The following is a 25,427-nucleotide window of genomic DNA, read 5'->3' as shown; positions in this document are numbered from 1 at the left end:
CGACCTAGCCCCCTAACACATGCTTCAACATGTTGACGCACATGTCATAAGGAACCGTTTCTTTCATTTTCTGTTGTAAGTACTCGTCCAATCTCGGTTTCAAGGTGAAGGCACTATCAATGGCAGGCTCAGTCCCAGGTTTATAGGCACCAATCGACACCAAGTCTTGGTTCTTACGACAGATAGACAGCACTTGACGCACCGCTTTCGACATCAAAACATGTTCTTCAGTGGTGATTTGAGGCATAACACGACTGACCGACTTCTCTACATCAATTGCAGGGTAATGACCCGCATCGGCCATCTCGCGGGACAATACAATGTGTCCATCCAAAATGGCTCGCGACGCATCAGCAATCGGATCTTGTAAGTCATCACCTTCAGTTAGAACCGTAAAGAAAGCGGTGATCGAACCTTGTTCATCGTTACCGTTACCCGCTCTTTCCACCAGCGCAGGAAGCTTGGCAAATACCGATGGCGGATAACCTTTAGTAGCTGGCGGCTCACCGACCGACAGAGCGATCTCACGTTGTGCTTGAGCAAAACGGGTCAGTGAATCCATCAACAGCAGAACATCTAAGCCTTGGTCTCGGAAATACTCGGCAACAGCCAACGCAGTCTGGCAGCCTTTCAAACGCATTAATGGCGATGAATCCGCAGGAGCAGCGACAACAACCGAACGTTTACGGCCATCTTCGCCAAGAATCTCTTCAATAAATTCTTTTACTTCTCGTCCACGTTCACCAATCAAACCCACTACAACCACTTGTGCCGTTGTACCTCGAGTCATCATGCCAAGCGTGACCGACTTACCAACACCAGAACCCGCAAACAGGCCAATACGTTGGCCTTTACCCACCGTGAGCAAACCATTGATGGCCTTTAAGCCGACATCAAGCGGCTCAGAGATAGGTTTACGAGCTAAAGGGTTAATGGGTTCCGCGTTAAATGAAGCGCGTTGCTCAGTATAGATTGGACCTAGCCCATCAAGCGGGTTACCCACACCATCAATCACACGGCCAAGCAGTTCCATCCCGACAGGAATGCCGCTTTCAGAGGTCACCGGAGTAACTCGTGCGCCCGGTAAGATCCCCGTGATTTGCTCACTCGGCATCAAAAATAGATTATCACCGGAGAAGCCAACCACTTCAGCTTCCATCTGACCAGACATGGTTTCAACCAAACACAAGCTGCCGATGGGTGCTTTACAGCCAGTCGCCTCAAGCGTTAAGCCAACCACACGCACCAACTTACCGGAGGCAATTGGTCGTGATTTCAGCCCTTCGACTTTGTATTGGCTTAGGCGATTCGCGAGTTCAAGCATTACTCATGACCTTGATGACGATTAGCACCACAGAAGTTTTGAATCACGTTTTTGACGCGATCTTCCATGCGATAGTTAACACTCGACTCACCGGCTTCGATTTGCACATCACCACGGTTGAGTGCAGGCTCCGAAACCAAAGTCCAGTTCCGACATTCCAGCTCAGATTCGCCATGTGCAGAACGGATGATTGCGACATCTTCAGGGTTAAGTTTTAAAGTGATTGCGTGACCAGAGATCGGCAATGACTCGACCGATTCTTTCACGGTATCTAATATGATTTGCGGGTTGGTTTGAACTTCAACATGAACGACTTCTTTAACCATGGTTAACACCATGTCGACCAATTGCTTCTCTACCTGAGCATTCATTAACTCTAACGGCTGTGCGAATTGGTTAGCAAGCCCCATGAAAACCGCGACTTGTTGTTGAATGTATTCTTGTCCAGCAGTAACACCTTCAAGCTTACCAGCTTCATTGCCCTCTGCATGACCTGCAACAAGTCCTTCTTCTTTGCCTTTTTCGTAGCCCTGTTTAAAACCGGCTTCTTGCCCTTGATGAAGGCCTTCCTGATAAGCGCCTTGCTTGATCAGTTCAATCTGCTCTTCAGTCAGAACAAGCTCTTCATCTTCAATGGCTTCTTCAACCGTAGGCATCCAGCTAGGGTCGTAATTAAACGCCGTTTCTTTAGCATTTTTGCTCACGTCAGAAGTGTAATCAGGCAGCCCCCATTTTTGAGGCTGGGCAACCGTATTATCTTCATCGGGACGAAGGAAGCCGCGTTTTCTATCACCTGACATATCAGTACCTATCTATGTGTGAGTCAAACTGCTATTTAAATTCAGAGAGTTAGACTTAAATAATCGGGATTTCGAGATTGGATAAAGAAAAGCCCCAACACTGTGGGGCTTTGAGATTTCGTCTTAGAGGAACTCGTCGGCACCGCCAGATAGCATAATCTCGCCACTGTCTGCCATTTTCCTCGCAATACCCAAGATCTCTTTCTGAGCCGCTTCCACTTCAGAGACTTTCACTGGCGGCATCGCCTCAATATCGTCTCTCATCATATCTGCAGCACGTTTAGACATGTTCTTGAAGATCTTCTCACGTAGACCTTCATCGGCACCCTTAAGTGCTTTCTGAAGAATATCTTGTGGAACATCACGTAGTAATCGTTGAACGCCTTGATCATCAACTTCGATAAGGTTTTCAAAGACAAACATAAGATCTTGAATCTGCGTTGCCATGTCTTCGTCTTGATCTCGGATTTGATCCATCAAGACACCTTCGACGTTGTTATCCATGTAGTTCATGATTTCAGCCGCAGCTTTCAGGCCACCAATTTTGGCTGCTTGAGCACCAGCTTGACCCGCAAACTGTTTCTCCATGATTTCGTTCAGTTCAGCAAGCGCCGAAGGTTGAACTTCTTCAAGGTTAGCAATACGCATCATTAAGTCTAGACGTACACGTTCAGGGAACTGAGACAAGATCTCGGCTGACTGATCGGCTTCTAGGTAAGACAATACAATCGTTTGAATCTGAGGGTGCTCGTTGATGATGATACTTGCCACCTGACGAGGATCCATCCATTTAAGAGAATCCAAGCCTTTCGAACCGGTACCCAGAAGGATCTGGTCAACAAGGTTATTCGCCTTATCTTCACCCAGAGCAGCCACCAATGCGTTACGCATGAAGTCTTCACTGCCCATACCGATATTGGTGTACTTCTGAATATCATCTAAGAAAGCACGGTGCACTGCGCCGACTTTCTCTTGTGACAAGTCCGTGGCACGCGCCATCGCACTACCCACACGTTGTACCTGCTTAGGCTCTAAGTGACGAATAATACCGGCCGCATCTTCTTCATTGAGACTCAATAACAAGATCGCTGCGCGTTCATCACCCGATATAGAGTCAATGTCCACATTAGCGACATCAAGAACTTCACCGCCTTCAGCTTGTTGTGGAACAATTTCGTTAGCCATCTGCCATCCAATTCTTAACTACTTGAGCTGCTAGCTCTGGTTCATTCGCTACAAGAGCACGTACTGCTTTCAGAACATCTTCGTCTTTATGAAGGTTAGGTAAATCAATACTCGAACCGAATTCGAACAACTCACCACCTTCAATATCGCCACCAATTAGGCTGGTTTCGCCGTCGGCGCCGATTGGCATACCATCAGGGCCGTACATCTGATCATCATTGTCTGCAGCTGGGTTAAGCAATTTCTTCATTGCTGGGCGAACCAGAACCAACACCACCACAATAATAACCAACGCACTTGCAAACCAACGAACCCAATCGTTGAAGTTTGGATGCTCCCAAATAGGCACATCAGCAACGATATCGGTCACTTGAGGCGCAAACTGCATACTCAATACATTCAGTAGGTCACCACGAGTTTCATCAAAACCTACGGTACCGATAAGAACCTGACGAATAGCATTAATTTCACTAACAGGGATTGGCGTGTGTACCACTTCACCTGTATCTGGATTCAATGACTGGCGATCTTTGATTGCGACAGAAACGGTTTGGCGATTCACCGTGCCGCTCTGCTTACGCTCATGGCTGATGGTGGTATCCAGCTCGAAGTTTCGAGTCGCTTCTTTGTGAACTGAGCCCTGCCCTGTCATTGCACCGTCTTTCATCTGGGCAACATCTTGAGGGATAGAAGCATCGGCAGGTGGTTGATTGCTCAAAGCACCCGGAATACCTGCCACGGTATTGCCGTTGTTGTAATCTTCTAGCGTGTATTCACTTCGTGTTGCTGGAGTATTCGGGTCAAAACGCTTTCTTGTTTGCTCTACCGCGCTAAAGTCGAGTTGAATATCAACCTGAGCGGTGTAGTTACCAAAACCAAGAATAGGGATAAGAATAGAGTCAATTTTCTCACGCAACGCTTGTTCTTGGTTACGTTCTAATTCGTGCTCTTTACGACGAGCCGTAGACATCGGGTCTTGAGAGCCTGAACTCAGAAGTCGACCGTGCTGATCGGTCACAGTAATACGCGAGGTCTTCATTCCCGGCACGGCACTGGCCACCATGTCGACAACAGAATCCACTTCTTGCTGTTTTAGGTTAGCGCCGGTTTTCACCGTTAGGAATACAGAAGCGGACGCTTCTTGATTGTGTCGAACAAACACACTTTGCTTTGGCAAGGCCAGTAAAACCTGCGCTTTACGCACTTGTTTCATCTGCTCAATGGCTTTCGCAAGTTGTCTTTCACGACTTAATTTGAGGCGTTCTTGTTCTAAACGTTGTGATACACCAAAGCCCATGTCTTGCATGAGGATGTCATCGCCTGCGTTTCTCTCTTGATTCAATCCTGCTCGTACCATATTAAGCTTCAGCGAGTTGTACTCACTAGCAGGTACTGAAATGGTGTTGCCATCAAGAGAATACTCGATCTTCTGTAGATCTAAGTAATCAAGAACTGGGATCAACTCTTCTGTTTCATAAGCCCCTAATGGACGCATTTCTGGCTCTTTTACCCAGAAAAACAGCATCACAATAAGCGCAACACAGATAGAGATAGAAAGGACTAAGACGACCTGACGAAGTAAATCGAGATCACCTACGGCCATATCGAACTTCGATGAACTGCGTTCACCTAGATCGGGATTTTGCCCTTCTCCGTCTAGCTCTGAACCGGCAATAAGTGCGTGGTCGTTGCTATCGCTTACGGCTAAATCTGTTGTTTGACTATTTTCTGCCACTATTCAACTACCTAACTTATACCGGCATATTCATAAGCTCTTTGTACGACTCGACCAATTTATTTCTAATTTGGATCGTCGCCTCAAAGGCCACACTAGATTTATTCCGAGCGATCATCACATCGGATAGAGACACACTCTGGTCGCCGCTATCAAAGCGAGCTTGAAGATCGCCAGAGGTCTTTTGTAGTGAGTTCACATTATTGATGGCTTGCGTCAACATGTTGCCAAAGTCTGCACCAACCGCCTGCCCCGTTGCAGCAGGACGCGCGCTAGCAGCTTCAACCATCATTGCCTGCATTTCGCCTTGTAAACCATCTATTCTCATCTACTACCTCAGGAGTCAAAATTATGACTATCTATTTAGCTGTATTATTGACAGAGCAATTAGCGTGCCACACATTAATTTGACTAGACATCGTACTACAACAGTCAGAAAGCTGGCACCACTAATCTAACCTCAGTTTGGGATATCTATTCCAGCATCACGCATTTTTGCCAACTTATAACGCAGCGTACGTGGACTAATCCCTAACTTTTCGGCCATATCTTTACGTCGGCCATTACAAGCAATCAGTGTTTCAAGAATAATCGCATACTCTTGATCTCGAAGCTCATTTCCAAGCCCTTCGCTGCTTGCCACAACTTTACTGACAGGATTCGCTTCAGCAATCGGCTTAATTTCAGGCGCTGCAACACTGTTTCCTTCAACAATTTGTTGTAGGCCAGTAGCGTCTTGCCAATCGACGCCTTCAAGTAAGATATGCTCACCAGAAATATTTTCTTGCTCACTCAGAATTAGGGCGCGCTGCACGACATTATCCAACTCACGCACATTACCCGGCCACGGATAATTGACGAGTTTACTGATGGCTTGCTCAGACAGAACAGGAACAGGCATTCCAAGTTTGGTGCAATGACGCTCAACCAAATGCTTCGCAAGCGGCTCAATATCGCCTTTACGTTCACACAAAGCTGGCCAAGTAATTGGGAATACATTCAGTCGGTAGTATAAATCTTCACGGAAATTCCCTTCAGAAACATACTGTTTTAGATCGCGGTTACTGGTTGCCAAAACACGGACATCCAGTTTGATGCTCTTGCGACTGCCAAGGCGTTCCACTTCGCGCTCTTGCAACACACGCAGCAGTTTCGCTTGTAAGCTAAGATCCATTTCACTGATCTCATCCAACAAAATAGTACCGCCCTGCGCTTGCTCAAATTTACCCGGGCAAGCTTGAATAGCGCCAGTAAATGCGCCTTTGTCGTAGCCAAACAGGGTCGCTTCCAACATGTTATCTGGAATCGCGGCACAGTTAATCGCAACGAACGGACCGTCTTTGCGGCTCGAAGCGTTGTGAATATAGCGAGACATAACTTCTTTACCTGAACCACTTGGCCCTAGCACCATCACGTTGGCATCGGTTTTAGCCACCTTGTCGGCCAACATCATTAGCTTGATGCTTTTCTCATCGGCAACAATGGCATCGCCATTATCATCCGATTTCACGGGAGCGTAACGGCTCACCATATTAAGTAAAACTTCAGGCGCAAATGGCTTTGCCATGTAATCAATGGCGCCTTCTTTCATTGCCGCTACCGCGTCTTCAATGTTGGCGTAAGCCGTCATCAATAAAACCGGAAGATTTGGCCAATGCTGCTTGATGTTTCTTAGCAGAGCTAAACCGCCCATACCTGCCATCTGTACATCAGAGACAACGATATCAACGGAGTTCGATTTCAATTTTACCAGAGCATCTTCCGCACAATCCGCTTCTAGCCATTCATAGCCAGCAAGCGCGAGTGTATCGACAAGGGCTTCGCGTAGACCTTCATCATCTTCGACGATTAACACTTTGCTTTGAGCCATAGAATTCTCCAGTGTAAATTCAGTTAAAACTTATTCATTTTCAGAAGAAGTGCTTCTTTCTAACGGCAAACACATTGTAAAACAGGCGCCGTCCCCTTCTTCTGATATTAATTCCAATCGGCCTTCATGTGCTCGACAGACCATTTGCACAACCGCTAGCCCCAAACCCGTACCTTGCGAGCGAGTGGTAAAGAAGGGTTCCATAATTTTACCTTGAAGCTCTTTCGGTACGCCGGGGCCACTGTCTTGTACTGATATCTTAAGTTCGCCGTTTACAGGCCTAAAGAACACATCAATCTGCGATTCCTTGCCAGCAATTTGCACTGCGTTCAAAACGAGGTTGCTCAGAGCAGAAGCTATCGCATTAGCATTGCCAAACATCTGAGTCTCTTCGCCTTCCACTTCCTGGCAATAATCAATCTGGTTCGATTTTAATGCCGCTTCCACCATTGGGTGAAATTCAGTAATCAGTTCAGCGACGGTAAATGGCTTCACAACCTTGTTGTCGCCACCTTTGGCAAACAACAGCATGTCATTCACTTGCTTCTCTAAGTCATGCAATCTATCCATAAGCTTAGATTGAAAACGTGTCTTTGTTGCCGGCGGTAAGTTTGGCGCGGCAAGGTTTGATGCATACAGCATCGCGCTAGAAAGCGGTGTACGCACCTGATGCGCTAACGAGGCCACCATTCGACCTAACGACGACAAACGCTGAAGGTCACTCACGCGAGACTGTAGAAGACGAGTTTCCGTCAGGTCGGTAATCAAGATAAGCTGACCTGTGGTAGAAGCTGAAATCGCCAGACGAACCTTACGCCCGTTCTTTAGTGAGATCTCATGCCCATCATCGTCTTTAGGGTCGAAGGCACTTTGAATAACCGAAAACCACTTCTCGCCCACCAGTTCCACACCTAAAATTCGGTGCGCTTCTGGGTTCGCTTCTCTTACTTCACCATGAGTATCTAACAAGATGACACCTGCTGGCATCACATCAAGCACTTGCTTATAGCGCTCAACCTGCTGTTCAACTGAATCTAGGTGTGACTGATTTTCTGATTCGTTAGATCCGTGCATGTCAAAAATTTGCCTCAAATACTAAAACAGCCTGACACGTAAAACACGCGTCAGGCTATTTGCTATATTTATCACATAGTTAAGCAAGCAACAACTCGACTATGTCCTCTCTATTCTCTCAATCAAAACGACGTTTTAACTCAACACCCGTTTTAATTTGATATCGCTGAACGCGAATCTGAGCTCTAGCGCTGTAGATTATACTTACGCATTTTTTCAACCAGAGTGGTTCTGCGCATTCCAAGCATATCGGCAGCACGAGCAACGATTCCACCCTGAGCTTCCAAGGCTTGATTGATCATGTTCACTTCCATATCAGCGAGAAGCTCTTTCAAGTTTACCCCTTCAGGAGGCAACTCTTGAGGCGCATTGGCGTTATCAGCAAGTTCGTCTTGTTGGTCAAAACTGAAATCTTCTGAGAACAGGTCAGCTAATGCATCACGCTCTTGCTCTTCTTCTGATACAAAACTATTAAATTCTGGTTGGAATTCAGGAATATCACTGTATCGATATTTTGTTGGCAGATGATTAACGTCAACCAAACTGTTTGGATAGAGGATAACCATACGCTCAACTAAGTTTGCTAGCTCACGAACGTTGCCAGGCCATTCATGCTCCATTAATGAGTTAATCGCACGAGGCGTGAAACAAATAGGCATGCTGCCTTCCGCTTCCATTCTCGTCATCAGCTCTTGCAGTAAAAGAGGCACATCCTCTTTACGGTCTTGTAGAGCCGGCATTTCAATCGGAAACACATTCAATCGGTAATACAGATCTTCACGGAAAGAATCGTCGTCGATCATGTCTTCAAGATTGCGGTGTGTTGCCGCGATCACGCGAACATCAACTTGAATCGTGTTGTTGCCGCCTACGCGTTCAAAGCATCGCTCTTGTAATACACGTAGTAGCTTAACTTGCATCGCCATTGGCATGTCGCCAATTTCATCAAGAAACAGCGTACCACCTTCAGCCAATTCAAAGCGGCCTTTACGTGCGGTAATCGCACCGGTAAACGCGCCTTTCTCATGACCAAACAATTCACTTTCCAATAAGTCTGGCGGAATCGCGCCACAGTTTACAGGCACGAAAGGCCCGCTACGACGCTTAGAATGGTAGTGAATATTACGCGCAACCACTTCTTTGCCCGTGCCCGATTCACCAAGAATCAGTACGTTCGCGTCCGTTGAAGAAACTTGTTCAATTAAGTGGCGAACTTCTTGAATGCCAGCACTTTGCCCAACGAGGCTACGAAACAGAGTGTTCTTACGTGCTGAAGAGACGACTTGAACACCTTTACGACCTAAGAAGTCTTTACAGTGTCTTAATGCATCACTTAATTGAGGGTAGTTAAGGGGCAGCTCTAATTCACCAACAAAGTTGGGAAGTTCATCGACCGAATGATTATGCTTGCCAATAACAAGCAATGGGATGTGATTTGCGTGAACGAGCTTTTCATTGAGTAAAGCGTTGAAGCCTTTACCTTTAATTGAGCCAATAATGCAGCCTGACCACTGTAGTGACCAATCCACTTTACGTGCTTGTTCCGAGCTGATTACTTCGCAGCTCTCTCCTACAAACTCTAATATTGTGCTTAAATTGTGACGATCTTGAGCATTATCATCGACGACAAGCAGTTTTGCCAAACCATGCATAAGTAGGAATTATTGCCTTTATTTTGGTGCGATGCGGAAAAACGGTGAGCAACGTAATCTATAAAACAGAAGAATATATCAATGATTATGTTTTACGTGGACAAATTAAGGAAATCAGCAACGAAAAAAGCCATTAGGCTATCTAATGGCTTCTATTTTATTTGATTAAAAAAATAAGGCAACCAACCAATTAACGTAAGTGTCGTTAGTTGAAAGGATTGTTTTTCTTTAAATACCTACGTCAGCAGACGTCAAGTTGTGATATTCGTTCGGAATTTGGTCCCAAGCGCTCTTAATTTCGCGGATAATATCGATAACATCATCAATTGGCTGTGGGTCATTTTTGTGATTTGCCGCAGAAATTTGCGTGATCATGAACTCATAAAGTTGATCTAGGTTTTTCGCAATATCACCACCATCGGCCATAGAAAGGCAACTACGTAGGCTAATAATGATATCTAGAGCCTTACCAAGACGCTCACCTTTCACCGGAATGTTGCCTGCTTGCATTGCCGCTTTGCCTTGAATCAAGCGTTCAATTGCACCCGCCATCAACATTTGTACAATCTTATGGGGTGAGGCAGCTGTTAGCTGACTATCCACTGATACCTTTTTATATGCCTGTAAAGAACCGCGCATAGTAAACCTCTTCTATAAAAACTTTTTGTATTGTTGAACTGATTTAGCGCCGTGACGGTACTTGTGTAGGGTCTTACCTACTCGACTCGTCTCAGACTGCATCAATTCGACCAATTTTCTGGTTCTGGTAATGGCTTCAAACCATTCAGAACTTTGCTTAACGTCGGGGTGTGAGTCGATGAATTGAAGCACGTTTTGCAATAACTGTTCTCTGTTATCGACAAGCTGCGTTATTTCTTCAGCATTAATTTCACTAAATTCGAGCTTAGAGATAATTAATTGATCTAGTTCACAAAGCTCTTGAAGCTGGCTATTCATCGATTAGCCCAACGCATTCATCATGCTGCCCAGCTGAGATTGCATTTTGCTGGTCGCATCTTGCATCGCGGTAAACTTGGAGTGCGTGCGGTTTTGTAAGCTATCCATGCGGCGATCAAGCGCGCTTTGATCATCAACTAAGCGATAATTCTGTTCGACCAAGCTCTTTTCTCGTGTACGAATAGAGCCCGTAATACCAGTGATGCCTTGAATCGCATCTTCCACTTTTTTGGCGAAACCATTGTTGCCACCAAAGAACTCACCCAACTTATCGAAGTTGTTGTTCAATTGACGGTCAAGCATGTCGTAGTTGATTTCTAGCGAACCTTGCCTTGTAGTCGTGATACCAAACTCAGTCAATGATTTGAGGTTATCTGGCGCGCCCTCAATGCTCGACGAGAAAACACCTTTTAGTCTAGAGTCGGCATTACGTACCGTACTGTCACCAGAGAGTGGGCCCTTTTGGCCTGTTGTTGGATCAACACCCGCTAGGTCTTTCGACACTTGGTAGAACTGGTTATAAGAGCTCACAAAGGATTCGATATCTTGGCGAACACTATTACGGTCGTACTCAACACCGATTTCTGCCGGCGGCTTATCTTTCGGGGTTTTTCCTTTAACCGTAATATCGATACCTTCAACGGCATCTTCAATCACATTGTTGTTACTAGAAAGCTGAGCAACGCCGTCCAAAACCACCATTGAATCTTGGCCAGCTTGAACTTCCGTCATGCCGCTATAAGTATCAAACGATTGCTGCGCTTGAGCCAGGTCGGCTTGTACTTTGTCGACTTTTTCCAATTGCTCACGCTCTTCTGGCGATAGCTTAGAGCGCTCGATGGTTTTAGCTTGTTCAGCGGTCAATTCGCCTTTTTCTACTTTTTCAGCCAGCTCAGTTTTTTCTTGAGCGATTTTCTCTTCGATACGCGCTTGTTCGGCTTCTAATTTCTGCTGTGCTTCTTTTGGAGTGACGTAAGAATCCGTCAAGGTACCTGATGCGGCATTTGACCAACCCGGCACATCGGGTGCTTTCTCTATCGCTTTTTCATCAAGCTCAAGTTCAGGTGAGTAATAAGAATCTAGGAGCGTACCAGAGGCCGTCTCACTCCAACCTGGAATATTGTCTTCAGGCATGACCGACTTTGCCGCTTGGGCGGCGTCTAAGGCAGCCTGACCGTCAGCTGCGGCTTGTTCGCCGTAGCTCAGGCTTTGGGAGCCTTCGTCAGCTGCTGAGGAATCTGTTTGAGTTGCCGGAATGATGTTTCCGTTTTCATCGAGTGTTTCAGTCGCATTTGGATCATCGTTAGCGATTGCATTATCGATGAGTTCGGCAGCTTGTCCTGCCGGTGTTAGCGCAAGGAGCTCTTGAGCCGCAAGGCGAGCTTTCTCTAGCGATTTAACACGCTCTTCAAGCGTTCTGTATTCGAGTTTTTTTAAGGGATTTGCAGAGTCGGACTCTACATTGATATTGATCTGTTGGTCTGAACCAGACTGATTGGAAGCAACGATAAGTCGCGGGCCTTCAACATCATTAATGATGGAAGCGCGAACACCTGGGTTTTTATCTGCGCCGTTAATTCCGCGAACAACCTCGATCAGTTTCGATCTGTCGCTAACTTGTACGTCAAAGCTCTGGTCACCTAATGAAATCTGCAGCTTGCCTGGACCAAATTTCATGTCTTCTGACAATACATCAGAAGCCACTTTATGGCTTTGGGCAAGCTGCAACACATCGACGGCATATTTGCCAGCGATCGCTTCGGTAGTCGCTGTTGCAGAAACCAGACCTTCGTCTGTACTTTCAACTGTTCTCACAGCGAAAGCTTTCTCCTGACGAAAGTTTGTCATCAGGTTTTTCATCGAATCGAGAGATTCTCTGAGTCTTCCATAGGCACTAATGCTGGTGTCGATTCGCGTTCGTTCATTGTCGATTCGTTGCTGTTTAGGCACACGCTCAGAATCAACAATTTTGCTGACCATGGAATTGATATCCATGCCAGACGAAATCCCCATTGGGCCAAAACTCATTAAACCACCTCAATAATACGACTTAAACCTTCACCTCAAATATTCGACTATTTGAGTTTTGGGCTGCTAGGCGTCTTAGAATTTCAAGCATTTCTTCATCAGGAATCTGACGAATAATATCGCCAGTTGTGGTCTCATAAATGGTGACCACATCTCTCCCCGATTCTTCATCGACTTTAAAGGCAACACCCTTATTGAGAGAAGAGATGAACTCGTTCACCTTCTCTACCATCTTGACTCGCTCCTCATCATTCAGCTCTTGTCTAACTTGAGCCAATTGAATTGCCGCTTCGGTAGCCTCTTCTTTCGATTTCTCTACCTTGCCATAGGATGTTGCTTCTTTCAGTCGAGAAACACTCGACGCACTACTACCTTCATCGCTTGCAAATTTAATGCCATTAGGTGAGCCATAAGGCTGGATGTTCGATGCGTTGGATGGTATTTCCATAACAGTCTCCCTCCCTCCTTTGTGAGCCATACAGTAAAACTCTACCCGAAGTAGAGTTTACCGCTACTTACCGAGGTAAGTTTAGCCCAATAAGCTTAGAGCTGCTGATGGTGATTGTTTTGCTTGAGCTAGGATAGAAGTACTCGCCTGTTGTAGGATTTGAGACTTCGTCATTGCTGTCGTTTCTTTCGCGTAATCAGTATCTTTGATACGGCTCTTAGATGCATTAACGTTTTCGTTGATGTTATCTAAGTTACTGATTGCGTGGTCAAAACGGTTTTGGAAAGCACCAAGAGAAGCACGGTTACTATCAACAGATTTTAGTGCGCCATCAATGATAGATACCGCTTCGTTTGCACCAGCAACAGAAGTTACATCGATATCGTTAACAGTCACGTCTTTAGCTGCACCAATACCAAGTTCACCAGCAAGGCTGCCGCCGAACTCAACATCACCATCAACTTTTTGGCTTGAAGCGAAAAGTTGCAGTTTACCGCCTTCACCAACAGACGCTTTAACGTCTTGGCTTTGACCGTTGATGTAAGTTGCTAGCTCTTCCATATCGTTGCCTTCCTTCGCAGAAATAGACAACTCTTGTGCTTCACCAAACTTATCGTTGTATTTGATAGTCAGATCAGAACCTGCAGCAACACGCCATGAAGCATCTTTACCTTCAGTAACACCGTAGCTTTTGCCACCCATGTCTTGAGTGTCGGTACGCATGTTGTTCATCGTTAGCATTACTGCTTCACCAGAATCAGCACCGATTTGGAAAGATTGGCTACCGTAAGTACCGTTAAGAAGCTTGTTACCACCAAAAGAGGTCGTTTCAGCGATACGGTTAAGTTCAGTGTTTAGAGCAGAGACTTCTTCTTGGATAGCAACACGTTCAGATTTGCTGTTTGAACCATTTGAAGATTGAAGAGAAAGGTCACGCATACGTTGCAGAATGTTGGTTGACTCATTCATTGCACCTTCAGCTGTCTGTGCAATAGAGATACCGTCATTCGCGTTTTTCACAGCCATATCTAGGCCACGGCTTTGCGACGTTAAGCGGTTAGAGATTTGTAGGCCTGCAGCATCATCTTTTGCGCTATTGATTTTATAGCCAGAAGACAAACGCTCCATTGATTTTTGAGTACCTTCAGCCGCGCTATTTAGGTAGCGCTGAGCCGTCATTGCAGACACATTAGTGCTTACATTAATCGCCATAGTTGATCTCCTTTAGGCATTTTTTAATGTACTTATGTGACTCTCACCTCACACAAATACATGTCAATTTTGTTTATGCACCAGTGTCTCTCTCACCTTACATTGGTACATATCATTTCTCTCAATCCCTTTAACGGCTCCTTAAGTAGAAGCTTTAATAAAAAATGTGCTTTTTTTCGTATTCTTTTCAACAACAAAGAAAAGTGTGATCGGGCTTCAATTAATAGAGCGACATTCGCTAAAGTTCCCTGTTTGCTTAGATTAATGAGCATGGTATTGAATATAAAAGCCAAAAGAGATCCCTGATATCTCGTTCAACTCGATTCTGGGATGACGAAAGACTGCTTCGATGTATTAAGCGAGGAAATCATCATTTCCCAATTCCCGTCATTCCCTACAGTGAGGAACGAACGTGATAGGGAATCTCGTTTTTGCTTCTACTTACCAACATTGCACTTTTCCAAATACACCTTCGCCAAATAACAGGCAATAAAAAACCCAGCCGAAGCTGGGTCTGTTTAGCGCTCATCTCTCACCACGAGCTAATTTGTGGAAGCCTAACGTTAACGCTTATGAGCAACAAAGCTTATAGTCAACGTGGCTTTTTAATCGATTAACCTAGTAGGCTAAGTGCCGAGTTCGGTGCTTGCTTCGCTTGAGCAAGAATCGAGCTTGAAGCTTGAGAAAGGATCTGAGACTTAGTCATCTGAGTCGTTTCTTTCGCGAAATCGGTATCTTTAATACGGCTCTTAGATGCGTTAACGTTCTCGTTAATGTTGTCTAAGTTGCTGATAGCGTGGTCGAAACGGTTTTGGAAAGCACCCAGTTCAGCACGGTGGCTATCTACATACTTAAGTGCCGCATCGATTACTGCTACAGACTCTTGTGCGCCGCCAACTGATGTTACGTCGATAGTATCAACGGTTACATCTTTGCCAGGTTGCATGCCTAGTTCGCCAGCAAGGCTGCCAGAGAATGCCACTTCGCCTTCAACTTTGTTGTTACCAGTAAACATTTGTAGCTTACCGTCTTCAGTTACAGACGCTTTAACAGAGTCTTGTTGACCGTTGATGTAAGTTGCTAGCTCTTCGATGTCATCGCCCGCTTTCGCAGACACATCGATTTCTTGCGCTTGACCGAAGTTATCAGTGAACGACATTTTTAGGTCGTTTGCGCCAGCTTGAACGTTCCAGTCTTTGTCTTTCGCGTTCTCAGTTTGGTAGCTCTTACCACCCATCTGAGCGTTATCAGAGCGCATGTCTTTCAGTTGAAGCATTACCGCTTCACCGTTATCCGCACCGATTTGGAATGATTTCGTACCGTGAGTACCGTTAAGCAGCTTGTTGCCACCAAAAGACGTGGTTTCCGCAATACGGTTCAGTTCGTCGTTCAGTGCTGTTACTTCTTCTTGAATCGCTACACGCTCAGATTTTGAGTTTGAGCCGTTTGAAGATTGTAGAGACAAATCACGCATACGTTGCAGGATGTTTGTTGTCTCGTTCATTGCACCTTCAGCAGTTTGTGCAATAGAGATACCGTCGTTCGCGTTACGAACAGCAACATCAAGGCCGCGGCTCTGAACGTTCAAACGGTTAGAGATTTGTAGGCCCGCAGCGTCATCTTTCGCGCTGTTGATTTTAGAGCCTGAAGCTAGACGCTCCATTGATGTTTGTTGTGCGCTGTTTGCGTTGTTTAGGTAACGTTGCGCTGTCATCGCTGAAACGTTTGTATTTACATTCACTGCCATGGTGATTTCTCCAATTGATTTTCCGGTATAGCGGTTTCCGACGTCTCGGAAAACCAAGTAGTTCTCTCAAAGTTACTTTTAATAACGGCTCAAAATCCCGAAGCTTTAGAAAAACTTTTAAAAAACCACAAATAAATTATTAATTTCTTATTTATCAGAAACTTAAATTCAACGCTTTTCTAAAACAGCTATTAGATTTAATTGGCTAAAGATCCGAGTTTGTTCAAAAAACACGCTAGCTGCCGCTCAAATTGGTCAAAGCTCAGAAATGATCAGTCACCAAAGATCACTGATGGGCTTAAAGATTGTGCAATTTACCTAGCCAAGGAGAGCATTTGTAACGAAGAGAATGGACTGAATTGAAGCATTAAGGTTCAGAAAACTAAAGTTAGAAACCAGTGGGGAAACGCAAAAGACAGGAAAACAAAAAGGTAGAAAGCAGAAATATAGGAAACAGAGAGATAGAGAACAGAAAGGAAAAAGCCCCTTTTCCTTTGAGAGAACCGGGGCTAGTTGGCAGGTCAGAGCCTGTGTGGAGATCATCGAGAAATGAACACATTTCTGACGCGCCGTTGCATTCTTACCGTAAAAATGAATAGCAGGTGAGAGATGAGAGAGCTAAACACTCATAGTAAGTATGCTTGCCAGTTTCCCTTGCTGCATGGCTCACGTCTGAACACGAGCAGCAAGTTCAACCAATAACTATTGCAATAGTGTCATTGCAGAGTTAGGCAACTGTTTTGCTTGAGCAAGTATCGAAGTACCTGCTTGTTGCAGAATTTGTGATTTGGTCATTTGCGTCGTCTCTTTCGCAAAGTCCGTATCTTTGATTCGGCTGTTAGAAGCGTCTACGTTCTCTTGAACGTTTGCCAAGTTATTAATACTGTGGCTTAGACGGTTCTGTTTAGCACCCAAATCAGCACGCTGTGAATCTACGTACTTCATTGCAGAATCAATTACGCTGATTGCGTTTTGTGAACCTGCAACGCTAGTCAGGCTGATATCTTGAACCGATGTTGCACGGCCTTCACTCTTAATACCCAGCTCAGACGCTAGGCCACCAGAGATCGACATTGCACCGTCAAGGTCAGGTTCAGCAACGAATAGCTGTATGCGACCATCATCGGTAACCGATGCGTTCACAAGATCAGATTGACCATTAATGTAAGTAGCAAGCTCTTCGATATCATCACCCGCTTTGGTATTGATATCTAGAACGATGTCTTCACCTGCTTTGGTTCTGAATTCAAACTTAAGGTCGCTCGCCGTAGGCGGCACTTCCCAGCTTTTATCTTTACCATTTTCAGAATCAAACGTAGTACCGCCCATACGGAAATCATCAGCACGAACACTAGTAAGTCCCATAATCATCGCTTCACCAGAGCTAGAACCAATCTGGAAAGATGCTTCACCAAATGAACCATTCAACAGACGACGGCCACCAAAAGAGGTCGTTTCCGCGATACGGTTTAGCTCATCTTGAAGTGCCGAAGACTCTTCATTAAGCGCTGTACGTTCCGCTGCCGAGTTCGTACCGTTTGATGATTGAATCGCCAGATCACGCATACGTTGTAGTACGTTGGTTGATTCGTTCATCGCGCCTTCAGCGGTTTGTGCAATTGAAATACCATCATTGGCATTACGCATTGCCACGTCTAAACCACGTGATTGCGCCGTTAAACGGTTAGAGATTTGCAGACCGGCTGCATCATCTTTCGCGCTGTTGATTTTATGCCCTGATGACAAACGCTCCATAGAAGTCGCTAAATCATTAGACGCTTTATTCAGGTAACGCTGTGCTGTCATAGCAGAAACGTTAGTGCTTACATTAATAGCCATTTTGCTCTCCTTATGAGTTCGCAAACTTTCTGCGAAGCGGCCAGCTTTACTCTCATATGGATAAGCACTGACCGTGTATTACTCGCTAAACCCTATGCAGAGTTTAAGATCTGTATAAATCATTTTATGACCAACACAGATACAAGTTATATGCCAAGTTTAATACTGTTTTGATTAATTTTTAATATACATAAAATCAATCACTTAAATTAAAACTTGACTCGATTTGGTTTAACCGGCTTAGGGAACAAAAAGTACCTTCATTGACCCATTGCCGCTTTTTGCCGCTATTTTCAAACAGATGATATCCTGTATAAAAATCGGCAAAGGTTGAAGTGATTCGCTCATACGGCATAGCACATACGGCAAAGAATCTAACTTCAATGGTGAGGGTTAATTCACCACTAAATACCGATTGATTATTAAATATAGTTAAACAAGGTCAGGTCTTTGGTTTTACCAAACGCTTGTTGCGAAGCTTGTAATGCTCGTGAGTTTTCATTGAACTCAATGATGGCTTTCGAGTAATCCAAGTCTTCAAAGTTGCTTTTTGCTTTGGCTAAAGACAACTTAAAATCTTCATGTTGTTGCTCTTGAATATCCAACGTACTTAAACGCGCACCAACATCGGTTCTCGCCTTGGTCAAATGGATAAACGCAGCATGAAATTCTTCGGTTACTTGGTGCAGTTTCGCTGTTGCTGATGCGTCCGATACCGGATTTTCAGCCTGCTCAGCGGCTTCTTTGAACGTATCAAAGATAGAGAAAGTCTCTCGCGGTTCTAAGGTGATCGAATCACCTTTAGTGATTTGGCCTTTGATTTGGATATTCAGCCCTTCATAGACAATGCCAGTAGAAGGGTCAAAGTCTTCTGCGGCCACCACTGCGCCATCTTTTTCAAGTTGATAAGCATAATTTCCTGTCTGCATATCAACGAACGTCACTTTATACGTTGATCCATCTTCAGCTGAATTAGTCGCACGTTCCAAAAGTAATTCAGAAGCGGGTTCAAGTTCGTACTGCGGTTCGTAATCACCAAACGGGTTATCTATTTCCATAAATAACTTGCTGCCTGGATCATTCATCGCCATTTCGAAGCTGCTCGCTACACGCATCTTTCGCTGATAGTCATCGCCCTGATAGCTGACGTTACCTTGGTTATCTCTAAAGAAGGGTTGATTCTTCGGCTTAGTGCCTGCGAATGTATAGTTACCCGACTCATCTTGAGAGTTAGCTAGATGCAGAAAGTTATTCGATAGCTCTTGGATCTCGCGCTTCTTAGCCAAACGGTCCTCAGGAGAAAGCGCACCGTTAATCATTTCCATCACGGTTCGTTTTGCCTCATCAGCAAAACCCTCGGTGTTGGAGACCAATACTTCGTGATGCTCCAATCGATTACGAACTAACACGATTGCGTCACTATATTGCTTAAGCTGCTCTGATTGCTGACCAATATTTTGTAAATAATGGGTCGCAAGAGGATCATCACTTGGCGACTGCAACTTCTTACCGGAAGCAAGTTGTGCTTGGTTGTGATGTATCTTGTTCTCTTGACGGCGCAAGTCGTTCTGAACAGATTGGTAATTGTGGAAGCTAGAAATACGATTCAACATTTATACTTCCTACCTCAGAGCCAAAATAGTATTGAACGTATCATTGGCCGCTTGCATGATGCGTGAGGAAGCCATGTACGCTTGCTGAAATTTCATCATATTTGCCGCTTCTTCATCGAGGTTAACCCCCGACACTGAAGCAATACGTTCCTGAGCGGATTCCTTTTCTAAGGTGGCAATGTCGCTTAAGCGATTTGCCGTCGACGCTTTCAGGCCCGTGTTGGTATTCAAGTTGTGGTAAAGGTCTAAAATCGTAGACTCACCATCATTCAAGATCTTACCGGTTTGGAGATCTTGCAGCTTACGCAAGTTACCGTTGTCACCCTCTGATGGGACAAGGTTTGCCGTAAATTTATCGTTTGCCACAGCGCCAGCGGTCAACTCGAAAGTCGTACCATTAATCGTAACCGGCCCTTCAGGTGGGTACGGCTGCGGCTGCATTAAAATATTGCCTTTCGGGTCAGTCACGGCAAACTGCTCACCTTTTGGTGAAACAATCACTTCAAACTCACGTAATTGACCGGCCGCTAGGATTTTGAACCCTGCCGAGCCTTTCGCAAACGTGGTCGATGCCTCATAACTTTGTGCGGCAATATCTCTAGGGTCTTTGGTTTCCATCTGAATCTGAGCAGCAAAATTACGTGTTGGGCGCAGTAACAGCTTCTCACCCAATTCAGGCGGGTTTCGAACTTCGACTCGCATACCATCTAGATAAAAAGCATTGCCAACTGCATTAGTGCTAACTTTTACCGTTTCACCATCAGGCTTGGTCACGACATAGTCACTGCCGTCATATTTAAGACCGTACTCGCCGCCTTTTAAGGCAGAGGTATCATCAATATAAACGGCAACATCAGCCTTTGATTGGCTACCACCCGTCACGCGTGATTTCGCCACGCGCTCAGAGTTCACATCGGTGAAAATGTCTTGGCCAACGTTGCCATTGAGATCCAAACCTTGTGATTGAAGAGAGTTCACTTTCTCAGAGAAAGCCGTCGCCAAACGTCCTAATTCATCCATGATGTCAGGGATGTGTTCATCTCGCATATCGAGCATGGCACCGATTTTTCCATCGATATCATTACTGGTAATCGGCTTCAAAGACTTGCCTTCCACAATCGCTAGTCGACGCTGATGCGTATCAGGTAAACCATCAACTAGCTTCAGTTGACTTGCTTCACTACCAGAAACCAAGGTATGACCATTACCAATATGGACGTTAAATCCTTCCGCATTAGAGCGTGGCGTTACCGTCACTTTGGTGTAGCCAGATAACTCATTGATCAGCTTTTCGTGCTGATCTCGTAAATCATTGTGAGGCCCAGGTGTTCGCATCATCAGACGCTGAACATCACGAATCTCAACCGCAATTTGGTTAACACGTTCAATGCCGACTTCTAACTTTTTATTCGTGGAATCAGACTGTTGACGTACCGTTTCATGGAATTCATTCAAGGTTTTAGTGACAAGCCCTGCTTTCTCTAACATGACCTTACGCGCACCCACATCATTCGGGGTATCGGCGAGAGTCTTAACAGAATCAAACCATTCATTGAGGTTTTCTGGAATCTTTTTTGAAGCGACGGACGACAACATGCTCGACAGCATATCGAGGTTGGCTTCGGTATCGCCTTTGTTGGCGGCATTGGTTGTCGATAAGTTAAGTTCTTTGACGGCAAACTGATCCCAAGAGCGGCGAACATTTTCCACATGCACACCCATACCGTAGGATTGCCCACCGTACTGGCGCGGGTCATTCACACCTTGAATCACAGACTGACGGCTATAGCCCTCTGTGTTGGCGTTAGAAATGTTATGACCTGTGGTGTTTAGCTGTCTCTGAGCCGTAAGAACACTTTGTGCCCCTACATTCAGAAGATCCGACGCCATAATGCCCCCAAAAAACTTAACAAAATCAGGATAAACTGATTAACTACTACAGCTTATTATTAAGATATTTAGCAATATATGTGCCAATAGGAAAAGCGGAGAACTAAAAGACAATAATTTATTGAAGTATAAGGAGATAACCATGAAAGACGTGGCAACATCGGAAGGGACAGATAAGAAAAGAGCCTGCCAGTAGCAAGCTCTCGATGTTGATTAATGACGCTAGTTCATCTCGTCTATTTTGGCTTTAACTCGTAAGACCTTGTCAGCATAGTTGGGGTCAGTTGCGTAACCGGCCTGATGAATGCCTTTGATGAAATTCTCTGAATTGCCTTGATGCTGTAGCGCTGTTTCGTATCTTGGATTTTCGTTCAAGAACTTCACGTAATCATTAAAGCTCTCTTCGAAATTAGAGTAAGAACGGAAAGAAGCGGATTCTTTAACGGCTGTTTTGCCATGGAACTCAAGCGTTTGAGTCGCGACCTTATCGCCCTTCCAGCTTCTATCTGCTTTGATGTTGAATAGGTTATTACTGTTGCCCAAAGAGTTCTTAATCATCTTAGAGCCCCAACCTGTTTCAAGTGCCGCTTGTGCTAATAGCAGTGACGAATCAACACCGAGTGCGCTCGCCGCTTTTTCAGCGTAAGGCTTCATCGACGTAACAAACGATTCTGGAGAATCGAAAGATGCTGGTTGTTTTGCTGCTGACATGGCTGTTGCTGACTTAGCAGATTGAACTTCAGAGACTTTCTCTTCTGAACGACCTGAATACTGAGGCCTTTCCAGTGAGGTATCAAAACCTTCACTGCGAACCTTATCTTCTGTCGCGTCGCTTGCTTGGCCTGCACTTAGCTGAGCAACGATCATATCCGCAAGACCAAGCGAACCAGATGCACTGAGTTCACTCGCCATTTGATCATCTTGCATCTGGCGATAGAACTGCTCGTTCTGGCTGTTCAGCATATCTGACTTAAAGCTAGAGTTTGCATCACGCATCGATTTGAACAACATCGACGTAAAAATCGATTCAAACTGTTTTGCCGCTGCTGTAAGTGCTTCTTTTTCGCTGCCTTCTTCACCGTTTACCGCTTGTTGACGAAGACGGTCTAAACTGCCGATGTCGTGAATAAAGCCGATGTCATTGTTATTCTTAATCATGCTTTATCCCCTAGATAATGATCAATTGGCCTTCAATTGCACCTGCTTGTTTCAGCGCTTGAAGGATTGCCATTAAATCAGAAGGCGCTGCGCCCACTTCGTTGACTGCACGGACCAAATCATCCAGCGTTAAGCCCGGTTCAAACTTGAACATCTTGCCATCGGCTTCGGTGACTTCAATATCTGAATCAGGAACCACCACTGTTTGGCCACCAGAAAATGCATTCGGTTGGCTCACGTTGAGGTTTTCTTTGATTGCGACTGTCATACCACCATGCGTTACCGCAGCGGCTTTTAAGCGAACATGCTTACCAACCACAATCGTACCAGTTCGTGAGTTAACAATGATTTTTGCAGAGCCCTCTGCAGGATCGAATTCGATGTTTTCGATGGCAGATAGGAAAGCCACACGTTGGCTGATTTCACGTGGTGCACGAACTTTGACTGAAGTCGCGTCGACCGCTGAAGCCATTTGCGGACCTAGGAAATTATTCACCGCATCAGCCAAACGCTGAGCTGTTGTAAAATCTGATTGAATGAGGTTGAAAGTGATGTAATCGCCACGACCGAATGGGGTTGGGATCTCTTGTTCAACCGTTGCACCGCTAGAGATGATGCCGACATTAGGGTTGTTACCGACGATTTTAGAGCCGTCGTTGCCTTGAGCACTAAAGCCACTCACCACCAAGTTACCTTGTGCTACCGCGTACACTTGACCATCTAAACCTTTTAGGAAAGTCTGTAGCAAGGTACCACCACGCAAGCTTTTTGCAGAACCAATAGAAGAAACGGTGACGTCAACTTCCTGACCTTGCTTAGAGAAAGCCGGCAGTTCAGCGGTAACGATAACGGCCGCTACGTTTTTGGTTTTTGGCTTAGTGCCAGGCGGCAATTGAATGCCAAAATTTTGCAGCATTGCGTTAAATGTTTGATCGGTAAAGGGAGTTGTCTCACCGGTACCCGGCAAACCTGTAACCAAACCATAGCCGACAAGTTGGTTACTACGAACACCCGCCACTTTTGCCACGTCTTTAATACGCGCAGCATGGGCACTGGTGGCAAGAAATAGCATGCCGAATAGTACGAGTGTCAGTTTTTTCATTGAGTAACCTGTCTGTATTGCTTTAATTTATAATGAGTTAGCTTGAAATCAGATAATTCTGGGAGTGTCAGTATGTCGACACTGTCTCAAGCTCTACAAAGATACATTAAAGAATCGTGCCAAGAATCCAGGCTCTTGCATATCTTTCTGAACGCCAGTACCTGAGTACTGAATTCGCGCGTTAGAAACTCGGTTCGAGGCAATGGTATTCTCGAAATCAATATCGTCAGGGCGGATGGTGCCACTTAGGCGGATGTACTCGTCGCCCGTGTTCAGTGTCATCCACTTTTCACCACGAACCACAAGGTTGCCATTGGCTAGCACTTCGATCACTTCTACGGTGATGTAGCCACTGATGCTGTTACTTTGGTTGGCTGAGGTATCACCAGCAAAGGTGTTGGTATTACTCAAGTCGTAAGAGAAGTTGTACTTGTCTATGGTTAGCTCTTGACCACCAACGGCCAATGGCTCCATTGATGCGTCGTTCGACTTAGACATGTCTGCGTTGGCTTTTTTGGTCGCTCGTGTATTTTCATCGAGCGCGACAGTAATGATGTCACCAATACCGCGAGGTTTTGAATCATCGTACATGCTGCCAATATGGCTCACATTGAACAGTGAACCTGTCGCTGCGGCATAATGTTCAGGTTTCTTCTTTGGGTTGATTGGTGCCCATGCAGGATCGCCCGCGATTGGATCGGTTCTGCCACGAAGGGTATCAATAATGCCAGAGCTCTCTTCAGCCGACTTATCGCCTTCCACTGCATCAACGACTGTGGTCGCGTTTTCTTGTGCTGGAGTTTCAATAGGATCCAGTACAGCACAGCCTGTCATAGACAAAACCAGGGCTAAACAAAAAATACGTTTCATGGCGATACACTCTCAGCAGGCAATGGTAAATAGATCAATGAATAGAAACTCGTCTATCCACTAGAAACCGATCTATTAGTTGTAAATAAGTCAGTAAACGGTAAATAAGTCAGTAAACGGTAAATAAACCAATTACAGCTGTTGGTTAACAAAGCTCATCATCTTGTCTACCGACGAGATAACTTTCGAGTTCATTTCGTAAACACGTTGAGCTTCAATCATATTAACCAGCTCTTCGGTTACGTTTACGTTCGATGTTTCTAGCATCGACTGACGGATGTTACCCAAGCCATCGAAGCCCGGAACGCCCTCTTGCGGATCGCCACTTGCGCCCGTTGGTAAGTAAAGGTTTTGACCTACTGGCTCTAAACCACCTGGGTTTACGAAGTCAGTAATGGTGATTTGGCCAACCACGACGTTGTTTTGCTCACCACGTAGACGAACAGACACTTCACCATCGTTACCAACCGTCACCGAAATCGCATCTTCAGGAATAACGATTTCTGGTTGCAGAGCATAACCTTGACCCGACGTTACGATCGCGCCGTCACCGTTCAGTGTGAACTGACCATTTCGGCTGTAGCCTGTTTCGCCGTCTGGCATTTCAACTTGGAAGAAGCCGTCACCTTCGATCATCATATCTAGGCTATTCGATGTCGTTTGTGCGTTACCGTGCGTGTGAACTTTTTGAGTTGCCACGACTTTAGAACCGGCACCCAACATCAAACCACTTGGCAGCTCAGTGTTCTGAGACGATTGGCCACCCGGCTGATTGATGTTCTGATAGAACAGATCTTCAAATACCGCACGACTCTTTTTAAAACCAATGGTTGAGGCGTTGGCAAGGTTGTTTGAAATTGTTGAGATATTGGTTTGTTGGGCGTCTAAACCTGTTTTACTTACCCATAATGCTGGATGCATAG

Annotated in this window: 21 protein-coding genes; all 21 read right to left on the bottom strand. The window is 45.3% G+C overall.

The window, feature by feature from the left end:
• Nucleotides 1–4: 4 nt before the first annotated feature.
• Complete coding sequence (gene fliI / locus QUF19_RS04255) at nucleotides 5–1,324, bottom strand: flagellar protein export ATPase FliI (RefSeq protein ID WP_286296417.1); 1,320 nt, start codon at nucleotides 1,322–1,324, stop codon at nucleotides 5–7.
• A complete protein-coding gene (gene fliH / locus QUF19_RS04250; RefSeq protein ID WP_286296379.1) occupies nucleotides 1,324–2,124 on the bottom strand; it encodes a flagellar assembly protein FliH in 801 nt (266 codons plus the stop codon). The genes fliI and fliH overlap by 1 nt, the downstream gene beginning before the upstream one ends.
• Nucleotides 2,125–2,247: 123 nt before the next feature.
• Nucleotides 2,248–3,309, bottom strand: a complete 1,062-nt coding sequence (gene fliG / locus QUF19_RS04245; RefSeq protein ID WP_102436949.1) for a flagellar motor switch protein FliG — start codon at nucleotides 3,307–3,309, stop codon at nucleotides 2,248–2,250.
• Nucleotides 3,302–5,044 (bottom strand): flagellar basal-body MS-ring/collar protein FliF, encoded by a 1,743-nt coding sequence (gene fliF, locus QUF19_RS04240; RefSeq protein ID WP_286296377.1) that lies wholly within the window; start codon nucleotides 5,042–5,044, stop codon nucleotides 3,302–3,304. Before fliF ends, fliG begins: the two co-directional genes overlap by 8 nt.
• A 16-nt stretch (nucleotides 5,045–5,060) precedes the next feature.
• Nucleotides 5,061–5,372 carry a flagellar hook-basal body complex protein FliE gene (gene fliE / locus QUF19_RS04235; protein ID WP_010439327.1) on the bottom strand — a complete coding sequence of 104 codons (312 nt, stop codon included), beginning with the start codon at nucleotides 5,370–5,372 and terminating at the stop codon, nucleotides 5,061–5,063.
• Between the two features lie 132 nt (nucleotides 5,373–5,504).
• On the bottom strand, nucleotides 5,505–6,914 hold the full coding sequence (locus tag QUF19_RS04230) for a sigma-54-dependent transcriptional regulator (protein WP_286296367.1): 1,410 nt from the start codon (nucleotides 6,912–6,914) through the stop codon (nucleotides 5,505–5,507).
• Between the two features lie 30 nt (nucleotides 6,915–6,944).
• On the bottom strand, nucleotides 6,945–7,988 hold the full coding sequence (locus QUF19_RS04225; protein ID WP_102436943.1) for a sensor histidine kinase: 1,044 nt from the start codon (nucleotides 7,986–7,988) through the stop codon (nucleotides 6,945–6,947).
• A 185-nt stretch (nucleotides 7,989–8,173) separates the two neighbouring features.
• Complete coding sequence (locus QUF19_RS04220) at nucleotides 8,174–9,640, bottom strand: sigma-54 dependent transcriptional regulator (protein WP_286296366.1); 1,467 nt, start codon at nucleotides 9,638–9,640, stop codon at nucleotides 8,174–8,176.
• A gap of 228 nt (nucleotides 9,641–9,868) precedes the next feature.
• Nucleotides 9,869–10,279 (bottom strand): flagellar export chaperone FliS, encoded by a 411-nt coding sequence (gene fliS, locus QUF19_RS04215; RefSeq protein WP_017104821.1) that lies wholly within the window; start codon nucleotides 10,277–10,279, stop codon nucleotides 9,869–9,871.
• A gap of 12 nt (nucleotides 10,280–10,291) precedes the next feature.
• Complete coding sequence (gene fliT, locus QUF19_RS04210; protein WP_102436939.1) at nucleotides 10,292–10,597, bottom strand: flagellar protein FliT; 306 nt, start codon at nucleotides 10,595–10,597, stop codon at nucleotides 10,292–10,294.
• A gap of 3 nt (nucleotides 10,598–10,600) precedes the next feature.
• Nucleotides 10,601–12,625 carry a flagellar filament capping protein FliD gene (gene fliD / locus QUF19_RS04205; protein ID WP_286296362.1) on the bottom strand — a complete coding sequence of 675 codons (2,025 nt, stop codon included), beginning with the start codon at nucleotides 12,623–12,625 and terminating at the stop codon, nucleotides 10,601–10,603.
• Nucleotides 12,626–12,647: 22 nt separating this feature from the next.
• Nucleotides 12,648–13,073: a flagellar protein FlaG gene (gene flaG, locus QUF19_RS04200; RefSeq protein WP_102436935.1), complete on the bottom strand. Its 426-nt coding sequence runs from the start codon at nucleotides 13,071–13,073 to the stop codon at nucleotides 12,648–12,650.
• Nucleotides 13,074–13,154: 81 nt separating this feature from the next.
• Nucleotides 13,155–14,285: a flagellin gene (locus QUF19_RS04195; protein ID WP_017104817.1), complete on the bottom strand. Its 1,131-nt coding sequence runs from the start codon at nucleotides 14,283–14,285 to the stop codon at nucleotides 13,155–13,157.
• A gap of 613 nt (nucleotides 14,286–14,898) precedes the next feature.
• A complete protein-coding gene (locus QUF19_RS04190; protein WP_004736189.1) occupies nucleotides 14,899–16,032 on the bottom strand; it encodes a flagellin in 1,134 nt (377 codons plus the stop codon).
• A 702-nt stretch (nucleotides 16,033–16,734) separates the two neighbouring features.
• Nucleotides 16,735–17,871 carry a flagellin gene (locus tag QUF19_RS04185; RefSeq protein ID WP_004736187.1) on the bottom strand — a complete coding sequence of 379 codons (1,137 nt, stop codon included), beginning with the start codon at nucleotides 17,869–17,871 and terminating at the stop codon, nucleotides 16,735–16,737.
• 422 nt (nucleotides 17,872–18,293) lie between these two features.
• Nucleotides 18,294–19,484, bottom strand: coding sequence for a flagellar hook-associated protein FlgL (flgL, locus tag QUF19_RS04180; RefSeq protein WP_004736186.1), 1,191 nt, complete (start codon nucleotides 19,482–19,484; stop codon nucleotides 18,294–18,296).
• Between the two features lie 9 nt (nucleotides 19,485–19,493).
• Nucleotides 19,494–21,374, bottom strand: a complete 1,881-nt coding sequence (gene flgK, locus QUF19_RS04175) for a flagellar hook-associated protein FlgK (protein WP_286296335.1) — start codon at nucleotides 21,372–21,374, stop codon at nucleotides 19,494–19,496.
• A 222-nt stretch (nucleotides 21,375–21,596) separates the two neighbouring features.
• On the bottom strand, nucleotides 21,597–22,532 hold the full coding sequence (flgJ, locus tag QUF19_RS04170) for a flagellar assembly peptidoglycan hydrolase FlgJ (protein WP_286296334.1): 936 nt from the start codon (nucleotides 22,530–22,532) through the stop codon (nucleotides 21,597–21,599).
• Nucleotides 22,533–22,542: 10 nt separating this feature from the next.
• A complete protein-coding gene (locus tag QUF19_RS04165) occupies nucleotides 22,543–23,634 on the bottom strand; it encodes a flagellar basal body P-ring protein FlgI (RefSeq protein ID WP_017106350.1) in 1,092 nt (363 codons plus the stop codon).
• A 93-nt stretch (nucleotides 23,635–23,727) separates the two neighbouring features.
• Nucleotides 23,728–24,504: a flagellar basal body L-ring protein FlgH gene (gene flgH / locus QUF19_RS04160; protein WP_102436441.1), complete on the bottom strand. Its 777-nt coding sequence runs from the start codon at nucleotides 24,502–24,504 to the stop codon at nucleotides 23,728–23,730.
• Nucleotides 24,505–24,636: 132 nt separating this feature from the next.
• Nucleotides 24,637–25,425 carry a flagellar basal-body rod protein FlgG gene (gene flgG / locus QUF19_RS04155; protein WP_004736180.1) on the bottom strand — a complete coding sequence of 263 codons (789 nt, stop codon included), beginning with the start codon at nucleotides 25,423–25,425 and terminating at the stop codon, nucleotides 24,637–24,639.
• Between the last annotated feature and the right edge of the window lie 2 nt (nucleotides 25,426–25,427).

The organism is Vibrio sp. FE10 (genome assembly GCF_030297155.1).
Taxonomy (GTDB): Bacteria; Pseudomonadota; Gammaproteobacteria; order Enterobacterales; family Vibrionaceae; genus Vibrio; species Vibrio apostichopi.
Note: the sequence above shows the minus strand (reverse complement) of the source record. Positions and strands in the feature narration are given on the sequence as shown.

Bases quoted from the DNA above. Each gene is read 5' to 3' on its own strand.
- flgK (WP_286296335.1), bottom strand. From the start codon at position 21,374: ATGGCGTCGGATCTTCTGAATGTAGGGGCACAAAGTGTTCTTACGGCT.
- fliT (WP_102436939.1), bottom strand. From the start codon at position 10,597: ATGAATAGCCAGCTTCAAGAGCTTTGTGAACTAGATCAATTAATTATC.
- fliG (WP_102436949.1), bottom strand. From the start codon at position 3,309: ATGGCTAACGAAATTGTTCCACAACAAGCTGAAGGCGGTGAAGTTCTT.
- QUF19_RS04165 (WP_017106350.1), bottom strand. From the start codon at position 23,634: ATGAAAAAACTGACACTCGTACTATTCGGCATGCTATTTCTTGCCACC.
- fliD (WP_286296362.1), bottom strand. From the start codon at position 12,625: ATGAGTTTTGGCCCAATGGGGATTTCGTCTGGCATGGATATCAATTCC.
- QUF19_RS04230 (WP_286296367.1), bottom strand. From the start codon at position 6,914: ATGGCTCAAAGCAAAGTGTTAATCGTCGAAGATGATGAAGGTCTACGC.
- flgL (WP_004736186.1), bottom strand. From the start codon at position 19,484: ATGTTGAATCGTATTTCTAGCTTCCACAATTACCAATCTGTTCAGAAC.
- flgG (WP_004736180.1), bottom strand. From the start codon at position 25,425: ATGCATCCAGCATTATGGGTAAGTAAAACAGGTTTAGACGCCCAACAA.
- fliI (WP_286296417.1), bottom strand. From the start codon at position 1,324: ATGCTTGAACTCGCGAATCGCCTAAGCCAATACAAAGTCGAAGGGCTG.
- flgH (WP_102436441.1), bottom strand. From the start codon at position 24,504: ATGAAACGTATTTTTTGTTTAGCCCTGGTTTTGTCTATGACAGGCTGT.
- fliS (WP_017104821.1), bottom strand. From the start codon at position 10,279: ATGCGCGGTTCTTTACAGGCATATAAAAAGGTATCAGTGGATAGTCAG.
- QUF19_RS04225 (WP_102436943.1), bottom strand. From the start codon at position 7,988: ATGCACGGATCTAACGAATCAGAAAATCAGTCACACCTAGATTCAGTT.
- QUF19_RS04190 (WP_004736189.1), bottom strand. From the start codon at position 16,032: ATGGCAGTGAATGTAAATACAAACGTTTCAGCGATGACAGCGCAACGT.
- QUF19_RS04220 (WP_286296366.1), bottom strand. From the start codon at position 9,640: ATGCATGGTTTGGCAAAACTGCTTGTCGTCGATGATAATGCTCAAGAT.
- flgJ (WP_286296334.1), bottom strand. From the start codon at position 22,532: ATGATTAAGAATAACAATGACATCGGCTTTATTCACGACATCGGCAGT.
- QUF19_RS04195 (WP_017104817.1), bottom strand. From the start codon at position 14,285: ATGGCGATTAATGTAAGCACTAATGTGTCTGCAATGACGGCTCAGCGC.
- flaG (WP_102436935.1), bottom strand. From the start codon at position 13,073: ATGGAAATACCATCCAACGCATCGAACATCCAGCCTTATGGCTCACCT.
- fliE (WP_010439327.1), bottom strand. From the start codon at position 5,372: ATGAGAATAGATGGTTTACAAGGCGAAATGCAGGCAATGATGGTTGAA.
- fliH (WP_286296379.1), bottom strand. From the start codon at position 2,124: ATGTCAGGTGATAGAAAACGCGGCTTCCTTCGTCCCGATGAAGATAAT.
- QUF19_RS04185 (WP_004736187.1), bottom strand. From the start codon at position 17,871: ATGGCTATTAATGTAAGCACTAACGTTTCTGCTATGACAGCACAGCGT.